Raw genomic sequence first — 16191 nt, forward strand, 5'->3', positions numbered from 1 at the left:
GTAGGTCAGAACGGCGAGTTCACCATGCTCGCCGCCGCATACTCCAGGTACTGCCAGAGTTGGGCGCGGTGCGGCTCGTCCAGATCCGCCTCGTCCACGGCGACGCGCATGCAGCGCAGCCAGGCCGCCTGCTCCAGCGGCCCGACCTTGAACGGGGCGTGCCGCATCCGCAGCCGCGGGTGTCCGCGCTGGTCGGAGTAGGTGCGCGGGCCGCCCCAGTACTGCTCGAGGAACATCCGCAGCCGGTCCTCGGCCGGGCCGAGATCCTCTTCGGGGTACAGCGGCCGCAGGATCTCGTCCTCGGCCACCTGCTCGTAGAAGCGGTGGACGATCTGGTGGAAGACCTTCTCACCACCCACCTCGGCGTAGAAGTTCTGCGGAGAGCTCACGAGCCCATCCTCCCCGACACCGGAGCGGGGCGCGGCACGTGCTCCTCGTCGAAGGCGTCCGTGATCGCGGCGTTGAGGGCGCGCTGCACGCCGAACTGCTTGCCCGGCGCGACCTTCACGGTGATCCGCAGCGTGACGCCCTCCGCGCTCACCTTCTCGATGCCGAGCACCTCCGGGTCCTCCAGGACGTCAGCGGCGATCTCGGGGTCCTGGACCCGCTCGCGGGCGATCCGGCCCGCGAGCTCGGTCGCCTGGGCCATGTCGGCCTGGTGGGCCAGCGGCAGGTCGACGACGGCCACGGCGTAGCCCTGCGACTTGTTGCCGACGCGCAGGATCTCGCCGTTGCGGACGTACCAGACCGTGCCCTGGTGATCGCGCAGCGTGGTGATCCGCAGCCCCACGGCCTCCACGACGCCGCTCGCCTCACCGGTGTCCACGATGTCCCCGACCCCGTACTGGTCCTCCAGCAGCATGAACATGCCGGACAGGAAGTCCTTCACCAGGTTCTGGGCGCCGAAGCCGACCGCGACGCCCACGATCCCGGCGCTGGCCAGGATCGGCGCGAGGTTCACCCCGAACTCGGCGAGCACCATGATCGACGCGACCAGCAGGACGACGGCCGAGACGATCGACCGCAGCACCGACCCGATGGTCTTGGCCCGCTGCTCGCGGCGCGCGGACAGCTGGGCGCTGGGCCGCAGCCGTTTCGGGGCGCGGCCGAGCAGCCGGGAGACCCGGCCGGTCCCCGCGCCGTCCACGACCCGGTGGATGGTGCGGTGCAGCAGCCAGCGCACGAACAGCGCGATCACGACGATCAGCAGGATGCGCAGGCCGCCGCCGATCAGCGCGTCCGCGGAGTCGGCGAGGAAGTCGACGTGGGTCCAGGACCAGAGGCGGGCGCACCAGGAGCCCACCTCCGCGGCACAGGCCGGTGCCTCCGGGGCGATCACGCTCACCGCTCGTCCTCGCTTCGCTCGGCCGGCCCAGGGGGATTCGGCAGAGCGCGCGGGCGCTGTGCCGATGATCCGCTCGCACGCTCGCTCGTGGTCAGGTCCAGCCCGGTGTGGTGGGCCAGGAAGGCCAGGGTGTCCACGGACAGCGCGACGGTGCGCGAGATCGAGCGGGCCCCGTGCCCGACGTCGGACTCCCGACGCAGGAGGACGGGGCCGCCCGTGGTGGCGTGCTGCAGCGCCGCACACATCTTGCGCGCGTGCAGCGGGTCGACCCGGGTGTCGGAGTCGAAGACCGTGAAGAGGGTCGGCGGGTAGGCGGTGCCCTCGTGCACGTGGTGGTAGGGGGAGTAGCCGAGCAGCCAGCCGAACTCGACGGGGTCGTCGGCCGTGCCGTACTCGTCGTTCCAGGTGCGGCCCAGCGAGAACCGCTCGTACCGAACCATGTCCAGCAGCGGCGCCGAGCACGCGACGGCGGCGTAGAGCTCCGGGCGCTGGGTGAGCGCCGCGCCGACCAGCAGCCCTCCGTTCGACCCGCCCTGGATGGCGATGCGTGAGGCCGTGCCGTCGGCGAGCAGGGTCGTGCAGGCGGCGTGGAGGTCGTCGAACACGTTCTGCTTGTGCGCCCGGTTGCCCGCCAGGTGCCAGGCCTCGCCCTCCTCGCTGCCGCCGCGCAACCCGACCAGCACGTAGGCGCCGCCCGCGGCGACCCAGGCCAGGGCGGACGACGTGTAGGCGGGCTCGCGGGCGAGCGCGAAGCCGCCGTACCCGGTCACCAGGGTGGGGAAGGGACCGTCGGAGTCCGGGGTGACCGTGAACATCCGCACGGTCGTGCCGTCCGCCGAGGTGAACTCGCGCAGCTGCGAGCGCACCGCGGGGAGCTGGACCTGGCCGGGCGCGGTGGCCTCCAGCACGGTCCGTCCCCGCTCGTAGCGGTGCACCTGCGGGGGCGTGACGAGGTCGGTCCAGCCGATCCAGACCTTCCCGCCCTCCTGCGGGGTGTCCCGGTCCGCGACGGTCAGCCCGGTGAGGGACCCGGTGCCGGGCAACGGGATCTCGCCGGTGGGCGTGCCGTCGAGCGCGTGCAGGGTCAGCTCGGCGACGGCGTGGCGGGAGCGGGCCAGCACGAGGGTGCCGGGTTCGAGGTACCGGACGCCCTGCAGGACCGAACCGGGATCCTCGGGGACGAGCTCGCGCCAGTGCTCCCGTTGCGGCGCCGCCGGGTCCGCCACGGCCAGCCGCCCGCGCGGGGCGCCGTCGGTGGTGTGGACGTAGAGCCTGCCGTCGCGTTCGACCCAGCAGGTGGCCTGGACGTCGTCGGCCTGGGTGAGGACGGGGACGAGCGGGCCGCCGACCTCGCCCACCCAGACGGAGTCGCGGCGCGCGGTGCCGACGTTCGCCGAGACGACGAGCCAGCGCCCGTCCCGCGAGACGCGCACGCCGTAGTAGGTGTGGTCCGTGTACAGCCCCGGGGCCTCCACCAGCACGTCGTCCGGAGAGCCGACCCGGTGGCGCCAGACGCGGCGGTGGAAGTCCTCCTCGCCCGCGGGCACCTCGCCAGGGGCGACCTTGCGGACGTAGAAGAACTCCTCCCCGCCGGGCAGCCACGCGACCGACGAGTACCGGCACCGGTCGATGGGGCCCTCGACGATCTCGCCGCTCGCGACGTCCAGCACGAAGAGCACCGACTGCTCGTCCCCGCCGTGGCTGACCTGGTAGGCGACCTTCGCGCCCTCCAGGTCCGGCACCCAGGTGTCCAGCGTGGTGCGGCCGCCTGCGTCCCAGGCGATGGGGTCCAGCAGCGGGCGCTCGGAGCCGTCGGCCTCCCGGACGTACACCACGGCGAAGTCCTGCCCGGGGGCACGGCGGCTGAAGAAGGCCCGGCCCGCGCGCCACAGCGGCACGGAGACCGACCCCGCGGACAGGTAGCCGCGCAGCCGGTCGGCGAGAGCGGTGCGCCCGGGCAGGGCGTCCAGCGCGGTGCGCGCCAGCTCGTCCTGCGCGGCCGACCAGGCCTTCGTGCGCGGGTCCTCGGGGTCCTCCAGCCACCGGTACGGGTCGGCGACGGGGTGACCGTGCAGCTCTTCGACGAGGTCGAGCCGCTCGGCGGGTGGGTAGGACGTGCTCACGCCGCGCGACGTTAGGCCGTGTCCCGTGGATCACCGCCACCGGGCCCGGTGATCCACGGGACACGGCCTGGCCCGGCCCCCGCCCCGGGGTCGTGCGCGGTAAGTGGTGCTCTGGCACCACTTACCGCGCACGGGTGCGTCAGCGCGTGCGGACGTGGGGTGGGGGTTCGGTGCCGGTGGGGACGTGCGCGTCCGGTTGTGGGGTGCCGTAGCCGCCGGTCAGCGGGACGACGCCGGCCCACACCGCGTCCGTGACGTCCTCGGGGTCGTCTCCGGGCGGGCCGGTGCGGACCTTCACGCTGGCCTCGGTGAGGTCCACGGCGAGCACGACGGTGGCGGCCAGCTCGCGCCTGTTCGGCACCCGGGCGTACCCCCAGGAGCCGGGGGCGAGGTGCTCGACGATCGCCTCGAGGGCCGCCCACCGCTCCTGCTCGTCGGTGACGGTGCGGGCCTCGGCGAAGACGACCGCGGAGCGGTAGTTCATCGAGAAGTGGAAGACCGAGCGGGCGTAGACGAGCCCGTCGAGGTGGGTCACGGTCACGCAGACCGGCCCCGCGCGCAGCCAGCGCGCCCCGGTGGAGCCGTGGAGGTACAGGGTGTCGCCGATGCGGCCGTAGCCGGTGGGCAGCACCACGGGGGCACCGTCGCGGACCAGGCCGACGTGGCAGACCAGGCCGGCGTCGAGGACGTCGTGGAGGGCGGTGCGGTCGGTCGCGCCCCGTTCCCGGAGCCTGCCGAGCGTGGTGCGGGGTGTGGTCGAGAGCGTCACGGGTCGAGTGTCGGGCCCGTGGGTGGCATCCTGGAACGGCCATTTCGACGAGATCTCGGAAGGCCATTCGTGGAGCTGCCCCCGCTGCCCCTGGACCGCACCCGGCCGTTGGCCGCGCAGCTGGCGGACGGGCTGCGCGCGGCGGCGGTCGGCGGCGCGCTGCGGGTGGGGGACCGGTTGCCCTCGACCCGGGCACTGGCCGCCGTCCTGGGCGTGAGCCGGACGGTCACCGCCGCGGCCTACGACCAGCTGCTGGCGGAGGGCTGGGTGCAGGGCCGGGTGGGCGCGGGGACCTTCGTGCGGGCCGTGCCGCCCGCCCTGTCCCCGGCCCGGGTCGCCGAGCCCGCCCGCCCGGCCGCCGAGCCCGGCGGGATCGACCTGCGGCCGGGGGTGCCGTGCACCGAGGTGATCGACCGGGCGGCCTGGCGGCGGGCCTGGCGCGCGGGGGCGGAACCGGAGCCCGACCTGCTGCCGGTCTACGCCGGGGTGCCCGCCTTCCGGACCGCGGTGGCCGAGCACCTGCTGCGCCACCGGGGCCTGGTCCCCGCCGAGCCGGGCGCCGTGGTCGCGACCGGGGGCAGCACCGGCGCGCTCGCCGAGGTGGCCCGGGTACTGCCCCGCGGCCGGGTGGCGGTCGAGGACCCGGGGTACCGGCGGGCGGTCGGCGCGCTGCGGGCGGCGGGGCTGGACACCGTGCCGGTGCCGGTGGACGAGCACGGCCTGCGGGTGTCCGACATCCCGCCGGACGTCGTGGCCGTCTACTGCACGCCCGCGCACCAGTTCCCGCTCGGCGCCCGGCTGCCCGCCGAGCGGCGGATCGCGCTGGTGGAGCGGGCCCGGTCCGAGGGGTTCCTCGTGCTGGAGGACGACTACGACGGCGAGCTGCGCTACGACGTCGCCCCGCTGCCGCTGCTCGCCGCGCTCGGCCCGGACGTCGTCGTCCACCTCGGCACGGTCAGCAAGATCCTCACGCCGACCCTGGGCGCGGGCTGGCTGGTGGCCCCGCCCGCGGTCCGGGCCGCGCTGCTCGCCGCCCGGGAACGGACCGGCAGCAGGCCCGGGGTCGCCGGGCAACGCGTGTTCGCGGCCTTCGCCGAGGCGGGCGACCTCGCGCGGCACCTGCGCAGGCTGCGCCGGGAGCTGGGCGAGCGGCGGGCCCTCGTCGTCGAGGCCCTGCCGCCGGTGCGCGGCGACCAGGCGGGCGCCCACGTCGTCGTCCCGCTGGCGCGGACCGACGGGATCCGCGCGGCGGCCGCGGCCCGCGGTGTCGAGCTGGACGTGTGGCCGGGCCACGGCGTCGTCCTCGGCTACGCGGGCCCGACGCGCGCCGAGCTGGCGGCGGCGCTCCCGGTCGTCGCGGACCTGGTCCGCGCGGCGACGTGATCCCCCTGCTCAGCCCCCGTGAGTGGCGATAGTCGCTCTGGCGACTATCGCCACTCACGGTCAGTGGGCGGGACCGACGGCGCCGAGTCGCAGCTCGACCACGGCGCAGCCCGAGCCGCTGACCTCGACCTGGTCCACCGCGGGCAGGTGCACGCTCGTGGTGAGCGTGTACGAGCCGGGGGCGACCTGCGAGACGGCGAAGCGGCCGTCGGGGCCGCTGGTCGTGGTCGCGACGACCTCACCCGCGCCGTCGACCACCGTGACCAGGGCGTTCGGCAGGTGCGTGCCGTCGGGGCCGTGGACCGTCCCGGCGAGCGCCCCACCCGCGGCCAGGACGAGGTCGGCGGGCTGCCCGTCGGTCACCGTGACGGCGGCGGGCTCGTGGCCCGCGAGGGTGGCGGTCACCGTCGTCGGGCCGAGGGGGATGCCGTCGAGGCGGAAGCGGCCGTCGGGCCCGGTGACCGCCCGCCCGACCAGCCGTCCGGTCCGGTCGAGGGCCAGCACCGCGACGTCCGCCGCCGGGCGGTCGCCCACCCGGACGCGGCCGTGGACGCCGCCGTCGCCGCGCAGGTCGAAGTCCTGTGCCGTGCCGCGCCCGTTGAGGTGCACGGCGGCGACCTCGGGGTGGAACCCGGGGGCCGTCGCGATCACGGTGTAGTCGCCCGACGGCAGCCCGGCGAGGGAGTACCCGCCCGCCGCGTCGACCTCGGCGCGGCCGACCTGGCGGCCGTCCGGCGCGGTGACCGTGACGACGCCGCCGGGGATCGCGGTGCCGTGCGGGGTGCGCAGGGCGCCGGAGACGGTGCCCGCGGCCGGGACGTCCGGGAACCCGTCGAACGCGCTCTCGAACGCGGACGCCTCGACCAGCTCCCCGCCTTCCGCGGCCAGCTCCGCCCCGACCGTCTCCGGGGTGGCCGCCGCGACGGTCCGCCGCCCGGTGAACAGGGACGCCACCGCCGCGACGACGCACGCCACCACGGCGAACCAGAACGCCGCCGTCAGGCCCTCGGAGAACGGGCCGGAGATCAGGTTCGGGAAGAAGCTGCGGCCGGTCAGGAAGTCCGCCTGGCTCGCGGGCAGCTGGTTCAGCACCGGCCCGAGCAGCTCCTGGATCGGGTTGTAGCCGAGGAACGCCGCGAACAGCACGCCCACGGGCGGCAGGTCGGCGATCCGGGCGGCGTCCGCCGCAGGCACCCCGTTCTGCAGCAGGCCGGTCTGCATGACCGACGGCAGGTTCGTGGACAGCCCGGCGATCATCAGGCTGAAGAAGAAGCCGATGGACAGGACCATCGCGGAGTTCTGGAACGTCGCCGTCATGCCCGCGCCGGCCCCGCGGCTCCCGGCGGGCAGCGCGTTCATGATCTCGGCCCGGTTGGGCGAGGCGAACAGGCCCATGCCGATGCCGTTGACCAGCAGGATCGCCGCGAAGCCCCAGTAGTCGAAGTTCACCGGGAGGATCTCGAGCAGCACGAAGCTGACGGCCGTGATCAGCATGCCGCCGGTGGTGAACCACTTGGCGCCCCAGCGGTCCGAGAGCACGCCGGACAGCGGGGCGGAGGCCAGGAAGCCGATGGTCAGGGGCAGCATGTAGATGCCGGCCCACAGCGGCGTCTGCTCGAAGCTGTAGCCGTGCTGGGGCAGCCAGATGCCCTGCAGCCAGATGATCAGCACGAACTGCAGGCCGCCGCGGCCGAGCGAGGCCAGCAGGTTCGCGATGTTGCCGAGGGTGAAGGGCCGGTTGCGGAACAGCGAGAGCTCGAACAGCGGCGTCGCCACCCGGGTCTCGATGAACGCGAAGACCAGCAGCACGACGATCCCGCCGATGATGCAGCTCAGCACCAGCGGGCTGCCCCAGCCCATCACGCTGTCGCCGTAGGGCTGGATGCCGTAGGTGATGCCGACCAGCAGGGCGATGAGGCCCACCGCGAAGGTGATGTTGCCCCACCAGTCCATCTTGGCGCGGGTGCGGCGGCCGTCGTCGTGCAGCTTGAAGTACGCCCAGAACGTGCCGAACAGGCCGAACGGCACCGACACCACGAACACCAGGTGCCAGTTGACCGGCCCGAGCAGGCCACCGACGACCAGCCCGAGGAACGAGCCCGCGATGGCCGCGACGCCGTTGATGCCCAGGGCCATGCCGCGCTGGTGGACCGGGAAGGCGTCGGTGAGGATGGCGCTGGAGTTGGCCATCAGGAACGCGCCGCCGATGCCCTGCACGATCCGCCAGGCGATCAGCCAGATCGCGGCGGCGTCCCCCTGTTGCCAGGTGACGGCGAGCAGGATCGACGAGATCGTGAACACGGCGAAGCCGAGGTTGTACATCCGGACCCGGCCGAACATGTCGCCGAGGCGGCCGAAGCCGACCACCAGCACCGCGGTGACGACCAGGAACCCCATGATCATCCACAGCAGGTAGCTGGTGTTGGACGTCTCGAGGGGGTTGATGCCGATGCCGCGGAAGATGTCCGGCAGTGCGATGAGCACGATCGAGGAGTTGATCGTGGCCATGAGCATGCCCAACGTCGTGTTGGACAGCGCGATCCATTTGTAGCCCGGACCCGGCGCGATGGTCTGTTCGACGGACACCCAGCCTCCAGTTGCGCGGCGAAACTGTTTGACTCAGGCTAACTGTTGCATGAGGCATCGGTCGAGCCGAGGGTTCCCGCGCCGGGAGTGGGAAGCGTCACCCGTTGCCGTACACCCTGGTCGGGGCGACGAGGACCGCGACGCGACCCTCTTCACGCATCACGCGGTCGTAGGTGTCCCAGTCGTCGTGCGTGCCGCCCGCCGCGGTGAACACCGCGCGCAGGAGCAGACGCAGCTCCTCGGCGTCGACGTCTCCGGGGCCGATCAGCTCGCTCGTGCCGTCGACGGCGGCCCAGCGCCACCCCGAGCGCCACAGCACCGAGGTCGCGGGTCGGGCGCGCAGGTTGCGCAGCTTCACCGGGCCGTAGGTCACGTACGCGACGACCGGTGCCCCGGTCCGCGGGTGGTCGAGGACACCGGCGTTGACCAGTGAGGAGTGCGGGGTGCCGTCCGCGCGGACCACGGTGACCGAGCACAGGCCGTGCTCCTGGGTGACGATGCGGCGGACGGGCTCGAGATCGACGCTCATGGGGGGCAGTCTCCTCGTACCCTCGGGCCGTGGCCGATCTGTTGTCCTCCCGTGACCGTCGCCCCCTCCGGGACCTGCTCGCCGGGCCCGCGCCGCTGGTCGCGCCGGGCGCCTACGACGCGTTGTCCGCCCGGCTCGTCGAGCAGGCCGGGTTCGACGTCGTCTACATGACCGGGTTCGGCACGACGGCGGGGCTGACCGGGCGCCCGGACGTCGGCCTGCTGACCGGGACCGAGATGGCGGACAACGCCCGCCGCATCGTCGCGGCCGTCGACGTGCCGGTGATCGCCGACGCGGACACCGGCTACGGCAACGCGCTCAACGTGATCCGCACCGTCCAGACCTACGAGCAGGCGGGCGTGGCCGCGATCCAGCTTGAGGACCAGGTGGCGCCGAAGAAGTGCGGGCACATGGCGGGCAAGGAGATCGTGCCGCTACCGGAGATGCTGGGGAAGATCCGCGCCGCGACCGACGCGCGCTCCGAGATGCTGATCATCGCCCGGACCGACGCCGTCGCGGTCGAGGGCGTCGACGCCGCCGTCGAGCGGGCGCTGGCCTTCGCCGACGCGGGCGCCGACCTGCTGTTCGTCGAGGCCCCCACCTCGGAGGCGGACCTCGAGCGGGTCGCGACCGGGCTGCGCGGCGTCGCGCCGCTCGTCCTGAACTGGGCGGAGGGCGGCAAGACCCCGCCGGTCAGCCTGGAGCGCGCGGGGGAGCTCGGCTTCTCGCTGGTGCTGTACCCGATCGGCACCCTGCTCGCGGCCACCGCGGGGATCCGCGCGCTGCTCGAGACCGTGCGCCGGGAGGGCACCCCGGCGTCCGCCCTGCCCGGCCTGCCCGCCTTCGACGAGTTCACCGACCTGGTGGGCCTGCCGGAGGTGCGGGAGCTGGAGCAGCGGTACCGCTGACCAGGGCGCGTCTCCCACTCCGGCGCCGCCGGGCCCGGTGATCCACGTCGCCGCCGGCAAGGCAGCCGGGCCGCCCTCATACCGGGCTATCCGGGCGGCCCGGCAACGCCGCCGGTGGCGACGTGGGCGCCGGGAGCGGTGGTGGCGGAGTGGGAGACACGCCCTAGAGTCCCCGGGCATGGGTGACCGGATCAGAGTGGCCGTCGTCTTCGGCGGACGGAGCTCGGAGCACGCGATCTCGTGCGTGTCCGCGGGCAGCGTGCTGACCCACCTGGACCGCACGCGGTTCGACGTCGTGCCGGTCGGGATCACCCCGGACGGCGCCTGGGTCCTCGGCACCGACGACCCCGCCGAGCTGCGGATCCGGGAGCGCGCCCTGCCCGCCGTGGACGCGACCGCGACCCCGTTGGCGCTGCCCGGCGACCCCACCCGCGGCGGCCTGCTGCGCCTGGACACGGCGGACGTGTTCGCGGGCGTCGACGTCGTGTTCCCGGTGCTGCACGGGCCCTTCGGCGAGGACGGCACCATCCAGGGCCTGCTGGAGATGGCGGGCCTGCCCTACGTCGGCGCGGGCGTGCTCGCCAGCGCCGCGGGCATGGACAAGGAGTTCACCAAGAAGCTGCTGATGGCCGAGGGGCTGCCCGCGGGCACCCTCGCGGTCCTGCGGCGCGGTGAGTCGCTGTCGGCGGCGGACCGCGAGCGGCTCGGGCTGCCGGTGTTCGTCAAGCCCGCCCGGGCGGGCTCGTCGGTCGGGATCACCCGCGTCACGGACTGGGCGGCGCTGGACGCGGCCGTCGGGGCCGCCCGGGAGCACGACCCGAAGGTGCTGGTGGAGGCCGCCGTCGTCGGGCGCGAGGTGGAGTGCGGCGTCCTGGAGCTCCCGGACGGCACGCTGCGCGCCTCGCTGCCCGCCGAGATCCGGGTGGTCGGCGGGACCAGCGAGTTCTACGACTTCGAGGCCAAGTACCTCGAGGACGTCTGCGAGTTCGACATCCCCGCCAAGCTGGACGACGCGACCTCGGACGCCGTGCAGGAGATGGCGATCGCCGCCTTCCGCGCGCTGGACTGCCAGGGCCTCGCGCGCGTGGACTTCTTCGTCGGCGACGGCGGCGAGCTGACCGTCAACGAGGTCAACACCATGCCGGGCTTCACCCCGATCTCGATGTACCCGCGGATGTGGGCGCAGACCGGCGTCGACTACCCGACCCTGCTGAGCACCCTCGTCGACACCGCCCTGGCACGAGGAGTGGGCCTGCGCTGAGGTCGTGAGTGGCGATGGTCGCCCTAGCGACCATCGCCACTCACGGGGCGTCAGCGGACCTGGACCGGGCGTTCGGGGAGGGTCTGCGTGATCGCGTTGCTGATCGTCTGGACGGGGGAGCTGCCGCCCTGGGTCGGGGTCGTCAGGGCCACGTAGACGCCCCGGTCCACGGCGACGTAGGTCACCAGGCTCGGCTCCGGGGTGCCGTCGGTGATCGTCAGCCAGCTGACGCCGTTGACCTCGGTCAACGTCGAGGTGGGGGTCAGCTCCTGCGGGCGGGGGAGACCGCAGCGCAGCACGACCGGGCGCGGCGCGGCGGCCCAGGCCGCCACCCCCGGCTCGGTCACCGGCCGCCCGACCAGCGCGGGGTCACCGGGCAGGTCGGGCGGGAGTGCGGCGAGCAGGTCCGTGCACGCCTGCGACCCGGCATCCGGCGCGACGACCGGCGCGACGGCGAGCGGGCCGGTCTCCGGCGCGGGCGGGGCGGGGGTGAACCCGCCCGCCCGCGCGTAGAGCGCCAGCCCGGCCACGACCAGGGCGAGGAGCAGCGGCAACGCGATCGCGAAGACCACCGCCGGCCGTCGCAGATCAGAGGTGCTCACCGGGGATCCGCTCAGCCCAGGTCGACCACCGGGCAGGTCAGGGTGCGGGTGATCCCGATGATCCCCTGGATCTTGGCGACGACGAGCCTGCCCAGCTGGTCGACGTCCTCCGCCTCGGCGCGCACGATCACGTCGTACGGACCGGTGACGTCCTCCGCGCTCACCACGCCCGCGATGGCACCGATCTCGGCGGCGACGGCCGCCGCCTTCCCGACCTCTGTCTGGATCAGGATGTAGGCCTGCACCACGGCGTGCCTCCCTTTCTCACTCGCTCGGTCCTCCGGACGCGACGTCCGGTAGGAAAGTCGGAAGGCAACGTACCTGAGGAGGGCCCGTGTCCCCATCGTCGAGCGTCCCGGAGGACCCCTCCGTGGCGCACGTTGAGGCGAGCGACACACCGAGCCTGGGGTCGCTCGGCGAGTTCGGGCTGATCGAGCGGGTGACCCGCGACCGGCCCGCCGGGGCGGCCACGCTGCTCGGCCCGGGTGACGACGCCGCCGTCCTCGCCCAGCCGGACGGCCGCGTCGTGGCCTGCGTGGACGTCCTCGTCGAGGGCGTCCACTTCCGGCTCGACTGGTCCCGCCCGCAGGACGTGGGGCGCAAGGCCGTGGCCGCCAACCTGGCGGACGTGGCGGCGATGGGCGCCGCCCCCACCGGGCTGCTGTGCGGTCTCGCCGCGCCCGCCGACACGCCGGTCGAGGTGCTGACCGGGATCGCCGACGGGATGTGGGCCGAGGCCGGGGTCGTCGACGTCGGGCTGGTCGGCGGGGACGTGGCGTCCGGTCCCGCCCTGATGATCTCCGTCACGGCGCTCGGCTCGCTGGAGGGCCGGGCCCCCGTCCTGCGCTCCGGGGCCCGACCGGGCGACCGGGTGGCCGTGTGCGGGCGGCTGGGCTGGGCCGCCGCCGGTCTCGCCGTGCTGACCAGGGGGTTCCGCTCCCCGGGGGCGGTCGTGGGCGCCCACCGGTCGCCCGAGCCGCCGTACGCCGCGGGCCCGGCCGCCGCACTGGCCGGGGCGACCGCGATGATCGACGTCTCGGACGGCCTGCTGGCCGACCTGGCCCACGTGGCGCGCGCCTCGGACGTCGGGATCTCCCTGTCGCGCACGGCCTTCGCCGTGCCCGACCGGCTCGTCGAGGTGGGGTCCGCGCTCGGCGTCGACCCGCTCGAGTGGATCCTCACCGGCGGCGAGGACCACGCGCTGGCCGCCACCTTCCCGGCGGACGCGACGCTCCCCGAGGGCTTCGTGGAGATCGGGGTCGTGGCCGAGGGCACCGACGTGCTCGTCGACGGCGAGCCCTACGCCGGGCCGACGGGCTGGGACCATTTCACGTCGGGGTAACGCTGCACGGGCAGGCTGTCGCGGTGACCTCGTTGCTCGTGCACGGCGCGACCCTGCTGACGATCGACCCCGCGCGGCCCGACCCCTTCGTCGGCTGGTTCACCGTCGGCGCGGACGGGCGGATCACCGCGGTCGAGGAGGGCCCGCCGCCCGCAGGCCTGGACGCCTCCGAGGTGGTGGACGCGACGGGCAGGATCATCGCGCCCGGCTTCGTCTCCGCGCACAGCCACCTGTTCACCTCCGGGTCCCGCGGGCTGGGCACCGACCTCGCGCTCTACGGCTGGATCCAGGCGATGACCGCCGTGACCGAGAAGGCCGATGCGCAGGACATCTACTGGACGACCCGGCACGGGGCGCAGGACTTCCTGCGCAACGGGATCACCACGGCCTACGACTTCACCGACGTCGGGCTGCGGTTCGAGGCGCAGTCGACCACGTCGTCCGGCTACGTCGGCACGATCCCGCCGGTGGAGTACCAGCACGCCCAGCTGCGCGCGAAGGTCGACGCCGGGCTGCGCCACGTGCACTCGGTGATGCTGGCGCAGGGGGCGTTCTCCCTCGACGAGGCGCTCGACCACGTCGACGAGACGGTGGCGCTGGCCGCGTCGGTGCAGTCGGACCTGCACCTCGGGGTGGCGGTGAGCGGCACGGTGCAGTGGGCGGAGTCGAAGGCGACCGCCGAGCTGGAGGTCGCCGCCATGCGCAAGCACGGGCTGATCAACCAGCCGCACCTGCTGGAGACGGCCTACGGCGTGCAGGCGCAGCAGGAGAAGTTCGCCTGGTACCGCGAGGCGGGCGCGCTCGGCCCGGACCTGGTGTTCGGCCACTTCATCCAGACCACCCCGGAGATCATCGCCGAGGCGGCCGCGGCAGGCTGCGGCATGAGCTGGCAGCCGATGTCCAACGGGCGCCTGGCGTCCGGGGTCGCGTCGATCCCGGAGATCCGGGCGGCGGGGATGCGGGTCGGCGTGGGGCTCGACGACCAGTCCTGCACGGACGTCGCGGACCCCTTCTCCAACTGCCGCTTCGGGATCTACCTGCTGCGGGCCACGCACCGCGACCCCGCGGTGATGCCGGTGCGGGACATGCTGACCCTGCACACGCTCGGCTCGGCCGAGGTCCTGGGGATCTCCGACGACGTCGGGTCGCTGCGGGTCGGGCGCTTCGCGGACTTCCTCGTCGTCGACCCCCGGGACCCGGACACCGGCCCGGTCTGGGACGCCTACGGCACCTACGTCCTCGCCTGCTCGCTGCGCAACCTGGAACAGGTGTGGGTGGGCGGGCGGCTCGTCGCCGCGGGCTCCCGGCTCACCGACCCGGAGGCCGGGCAGGTCGTCGCCGAGGTGCACGGACGGCTGGGCCGCCTCGCCGCGTCCTGACGACCGGCTCTCGACGGCGAACGGCGCGTCGGCTCACCAGGTGTGAGCGAACGCGCCGTTCGCCGGGTCAGCGGCGGAACAGGCGGCGCCACCAGGCGTCGGGTCTGCCGGGCACGGAGCGCTGCGGCGCCGCGAAGGGCCGGTCGGCGGGGTCGCGCGGGGCGAGGGGGAGCGCCGGGATCGTGGGCGGCGGGGCGATCGGCTCCAGGACGGCGGTCGAGGGCCCGGCCTCCCGTGCGTCGGCGGGCTCGGGCCGCCCCGCGTCGGACGGCGTGTCGGAGGGCCCGTCCGAGGGCTCGAGGGAGGGCTCGGCGGGTGTCTCGGACGCCGCGGGTGCGGGGGTGGGCTCGTCCGCGGGTGGGATGGACAGGTACGTGGTGCTCTCGGACGGCGTGCTCACGCCGAACCATCGGGACCGTGCGCGCGCTCGTTACGGGACCCGTGACGCACGTCGCCGGGTCGGCGCGGTGGCCGGGCGTCGGGTCCGCAGCAGCGGTGCGCTCCGCGACGCTCGTGGTCGGGCATCGGTGTCACCGGTGTGCTGCACCGCCGTCCTCCCCTGGTGATCCCCGTGTCGGGAGCGGAACGGTCGGAGATTGACCGCGTGCCTCCCCGGGCAGGGATCATGAGGCTCAACGGAAGCCGGGGACCCAGCGTTCGACGAGCCCGCGGGCGGCGACGGTGCAGTCCAGCTGGGCCAGGATGTTCATCCAGCCGGAGAGGACCCGCATGACCAGGGCGTACTCCGGGGGGAAGCTCAGCGCGCGGCCGGTCTCGCGGTAGGCGCGGTTGGTCGGGTTGGCCACCCGGGCGCCCTGGCGGGCGATCCACTCCTCGGTGAAGTGGAAGGACTCCTCGCGCAGCGGGTCGCCCAGCGCGCCCACCCAGCGCAGGACGTCCGCGGACTCGGCGCCGGGGGCCAGGAACCCCTCGGCCCGCAGCAGGGCGTCGAGCGCCTCGGCGTCCCGGTCCGCGGTCAGCCGCAGGATCGCGACGAGCACGGGCGGGATGCCGTCCGGCAGGGACGCGGCCGCCCCGAAGTCGATCATGCCGAGCCCGGAGCCGTCGGCCAGCACCAGGAAGTTGCCCGGGTGCGGGTCCGCGTGCAGCAGCCCGACCCTGGTGGGGGAGGCGAACATCGTCTCGACGACGGTGGTGCCGTAGCGGTCCCGGTCGGCCACGGACCCCTTGCCGCCCAGCGACTCGCGCAGCGGCGCCCCGTCCAGCCATTCGCTGACCAGCACCTTCGGTGCGGACGCGATGACGCGCGGGACCCGCAGCCCCGGCCAGTCGGCGAAGCCCGCGGCGAAGGCGCGCTGGCGGTCGGCCTCGATGCGGTAGTCGACCTCCTCCATCGTGCGCGCGCGCAGCTCGCGGATCAGGGCGCGGGCGTCGAGGGCGGGGAAGATCGCGGCGAAGAGCCGGGAGAAGCGTTCGAGGGTGCGCAGGTCGGCGTCCAGGGCCAGGTCGGCACCGGGGTACTGGACCTTGACGGCGACCTCCCGGCCGTCCTTCCAGGTGGCCCGGTGCACCTGCCCGACGCTCGCCGCCGCCGTCGGCTCGTCGGCGAACTCGCGGAAGTGGGCGCGCCAGCCGCGGCCGAGCTGCTCGGCGAGCATCCGGTGCATGTCCGCGGTCGGCATGGGCGGGCTGGAGGTCTGCAGCTTCGCCAGCGCCTCGCGGTAGGGCCCGGCGATCTCCGTGGGGATCATCGCCTCGTAGACCGACAGCGCCTGGCCGAGCTTCATCGCCCCGCCCTTGAGCGTGCCGAGCACGGCGAACAGCTGGTCGGCGTTGCGCGCCAAGGTCTGCGCCGAGTCCGCCTCCGCGCCGACGAGGGTCCGCCCCCAGTCGCCGACGGCGCGCCCGGCGAAGCTCAGCGGCAACGACGCGAGCCGTGCGGACCGCCCGAAGCGCGGAACCCCGTCCATGATTCGGACCGTACCGCTTGGCCGTGTCTCCCG

Annotated in this window: 15 protein-coding genes; 5 read left to right on the forward strand and 10 right to left on the reverse strand. The window is 74.3% G+C overall.

The genetic code is table 11. From position 1 onward, the window contains the following. Nucleotides 1–5: 5 nt before the first annotated feature. From L3X23_RS02655 to L3X23_RS02670, 4 genes are all read right to left on the reverse strand, one after another. A complete protein-coding gene (locus L3X23_RS02655; protein ID WP_093087643.1) occupies nucleotides 6–389 on the reverse strand; it encodes a globin in 384 nt (127 codons plus the stop codon). Beyond that, nucleotides 386–1345, reverse strand: coding sequence for a mechanosensitive ion channel family protein (locus L3X23_RS02660; protein WP_237190518.1), 960 nt, complete (start codon nucleotides 1343–1345; stop codon nucleotides 386–388). The genes L3X23_RS02655 and L3X23_RS02660 overlap by 4 nt, the downstream gene beginning before the upstream one ends. Continuing rightward, complete coding sequence (locus L3X23_RS02665) at nucleotides 1342–3468, reverse strand: prolyl oligopeptidase family protein (protein WP_237190519.1); 2127 nt, start codon at nucleotides 3466–3468, stop codon at nucleotides 1342–1344. Before L3X23_RS02665 ends, L3X23_RS02660 begins: the two co-directional genes overlap by 4 nt. Before the next feature lie 139 nt (nucleotides 3469–3607). Continuing rightward, nucleotides 3608–4237, reverse strand: a complete 630-nt coding sequence (locus tag L3X23_RS02670; RefSeq protein ID WP_237190520.1) for a pyridoxamine 5'-phosphate oxidase family protein — start codon at nucleotides 4235–4237, stop codon at nucleotides 3608–3610. Between the two features lie 69 nt (nucleotides 4238–4306). On the opposite strand from L3X23_RS02670, the gene L3X23_RS02675 reads away from it, so the two are divergent. Further along, entirely contained in the window at nucleotides 4307–5620 is a 1314-nt protein-coding gene (locus L3X23_RS02675) for a PLP-dependent aminotransferase family protein (RefSeq protein WP_237190521.1), read from the forward strand. Between the two features lie 60 nt (nucleotides 5621–5680). On the opposite strand, the gene L3X23_RS02680 is transcribed toward L3X23_RS02675, so the two are convergent. Together L3X23_RS02680 and L3X23_RS02685 are read right to left on the reverse strand one after the other, a co-directional pair. Continuing rightward, on the reverse strand, nucleotides 5681–8134 hold the full coding sequence (locus L3X23_RS02680) for an MFS transporter (RefSeq protein ID WP_237197916.1): 2454 nt from the start codon (nucleotides 8132–8134) through the stop codon (nucleotides 5681–5683). A 169-nt stretch (nucleotides 8135–8303) separates the two neighbouring features. Next, on the reverse strand, nucleotides 8304–8735 hold the full coding sequence (locus tag L3X23_RS02685; protein ID WP_093087629.1) for a TIGR03618 family F420-dependent PPOX class oxidoreductase: 432 nt from the start codon (nucleotides 8733–8735) through the stop codon (nucleotides 8304–8306). Between the two features lie 29 nt (nucleotides 8736–8764). On the opposite strand from L3X23_RS02685, the gene L3X23_RS02690 reads away from it, so the two are divergent. Together L3X23_RS02690 and L3X23_RS02695 are read left to right on the forward strand one after the other, a co-directional pair. Further along, a complete protein-coding gene (locus L3X23_RS02690; protein WP_237190522.1) occupies nucleotides 8765–9643 on the forward strand; it encodes an oxaloacetate decarboxylase in 879 nt (292 codons plus the stop codon). 178 nt (nucleotides 9644–9821) lie between these two features. Further along, complete coding sequence (locus L3X23_RS02695; RefSeq protein WP_237190523.1) at nucleotides 9822–10904, forward strand: D-alanine--D-alanine ligase family protein; 1083 nt, start codon at nucleotides 9822–9824, stop codon at nucleotides 10902–10904. 50 nt (nucleotides 10905–10954) lie between these two features. Here L3X23_RS02695 and L3X23_RS02700 read toward each other — a convergent pair whose 3' ends face one another. Both L3X23_RS02700 and L3X23_RS02705 read right to left on the reverse strand, forming a co-directional pair. After that, a complete protein-coding gene (locus tag L3X23_RS02700; RefSeq protein WP_237190524.1) occupies nucleotides 10955–11506 on the reverse strand; it encodes a DUF3515 domain-containing protein in 552 nt (183 codons plus the stop codon). An 11-nt stretch (nucleotides 11507–11517) separates the two neighbouring features. After that, nucleotides 11518–11754, reverse strand: coding sequence for an Lrp/AsnC ligand binding domain-containing protein (locus tag L3X23_RS02705; RefSeq protein ID WP_237190525.1), 237 nt, complete (start codon nucleotides 11752–11754; stop codon nucleotides 11518–11520). A gap of 122 nt (nucleotides 11755–11876) precedes the next feature. On the opposite strand from L3X23_RS02705, the gene L3X23_RS02710 reads away from it, so the two are divergent. Together L3X23_RS02710 and L3X23_RS02715 are read left to right on the forward strand one after the other, a co-directional pair. After that, the gene (locus L3X23_RS02710; protein WP_237190526.1) at nucleotides 11877–12848 is read left to right on the forward strand and encodes a thiamine-phosphate kinase; all 972 of its coding nucleotides are present in this window, start codon (nucleotides 11877–11879) and stop codon (nucleotides 12846–12848) included. A gap of 23 nt (nucleotides 12849–12871) precedes the next feature. Next, a complete protein-coding gene (locus L3X23_RS02715) occupies nucleotides 12872–14227 on the forward strand; it encodes an amidohydrolase family protein (protein WP_237190527.1) in 1356 nt (451 codons plus the stop codon). Nucleotides 14228–14294: 67 nt separating this feature from the next. Here L3X23_RS02715 and L3X23_RS02720 read toward each other — a convergent pair whose 3' ends face one another. Next, a complete protein-coding gene (locus tag L3X23_RS02720) occupies nucleotides 14295–14627 on the reverse strand; it encodes a hypothetical protein (RefSeq protein ID WP_237190528.1) in 333 nt (110 codons plus the stop codon). A 232-nt stretch (nucleotides 14628–14859) separates the two neighbouring features. Then, a complete protein-coding gene (locus tag L3X23_RS02725) occupies nucleotides 14860–16158 on the reverse strand; it encodes an AarF/ABC1/UbiB kinase family protein (protein WP_237190529.1) in 1299 nt (432 codons plus the stop codon). Nucleotides 16159–16191: the final 33 nt, after the last annotated feature.

This window comes from Pseudonocardia sp. WMMC193 (assembly GCF_021728735.1).
Taxonomy (GTDB): Bacteria; Actinomycetota; Actinomycetes; order Mycobacteriales; family Pseudonocardiaceae; genus Pseudonocardia; species Pseudonocardia oroxyli.

Coding starts and splice junctions, on each gene's coding strand:
- L3X23_RS02725 (WP_237190529.1), bottom strand. CDS start 16,158: ATGGACGGGGTTCCGCGCTTCGGGCGGTCCGCACGGCTCGCGTCGTTG.
- L3X23_RS02695 (WP_237190523.1), top strand. CDS start 9,822: ATGGGTGACCGGATCAGAGTGGCCGTCGTCTTCGGCGGACGGAGCTCG.
- L3X23_RS02685 (WP_093087629.1), bottom strand. CDS start 8,735: ATGAGCGTCGATCTCGAGCCCGTCCGCCGCATCGTCACCCAGGAGCAC.
- L3X23_RS02680 (WP_237197916.1), bottom strand. CDS start 8,134: ATGCTCATGGCCACGATCAACTCCTCGATCGTGCTCATCGCACTGCCG.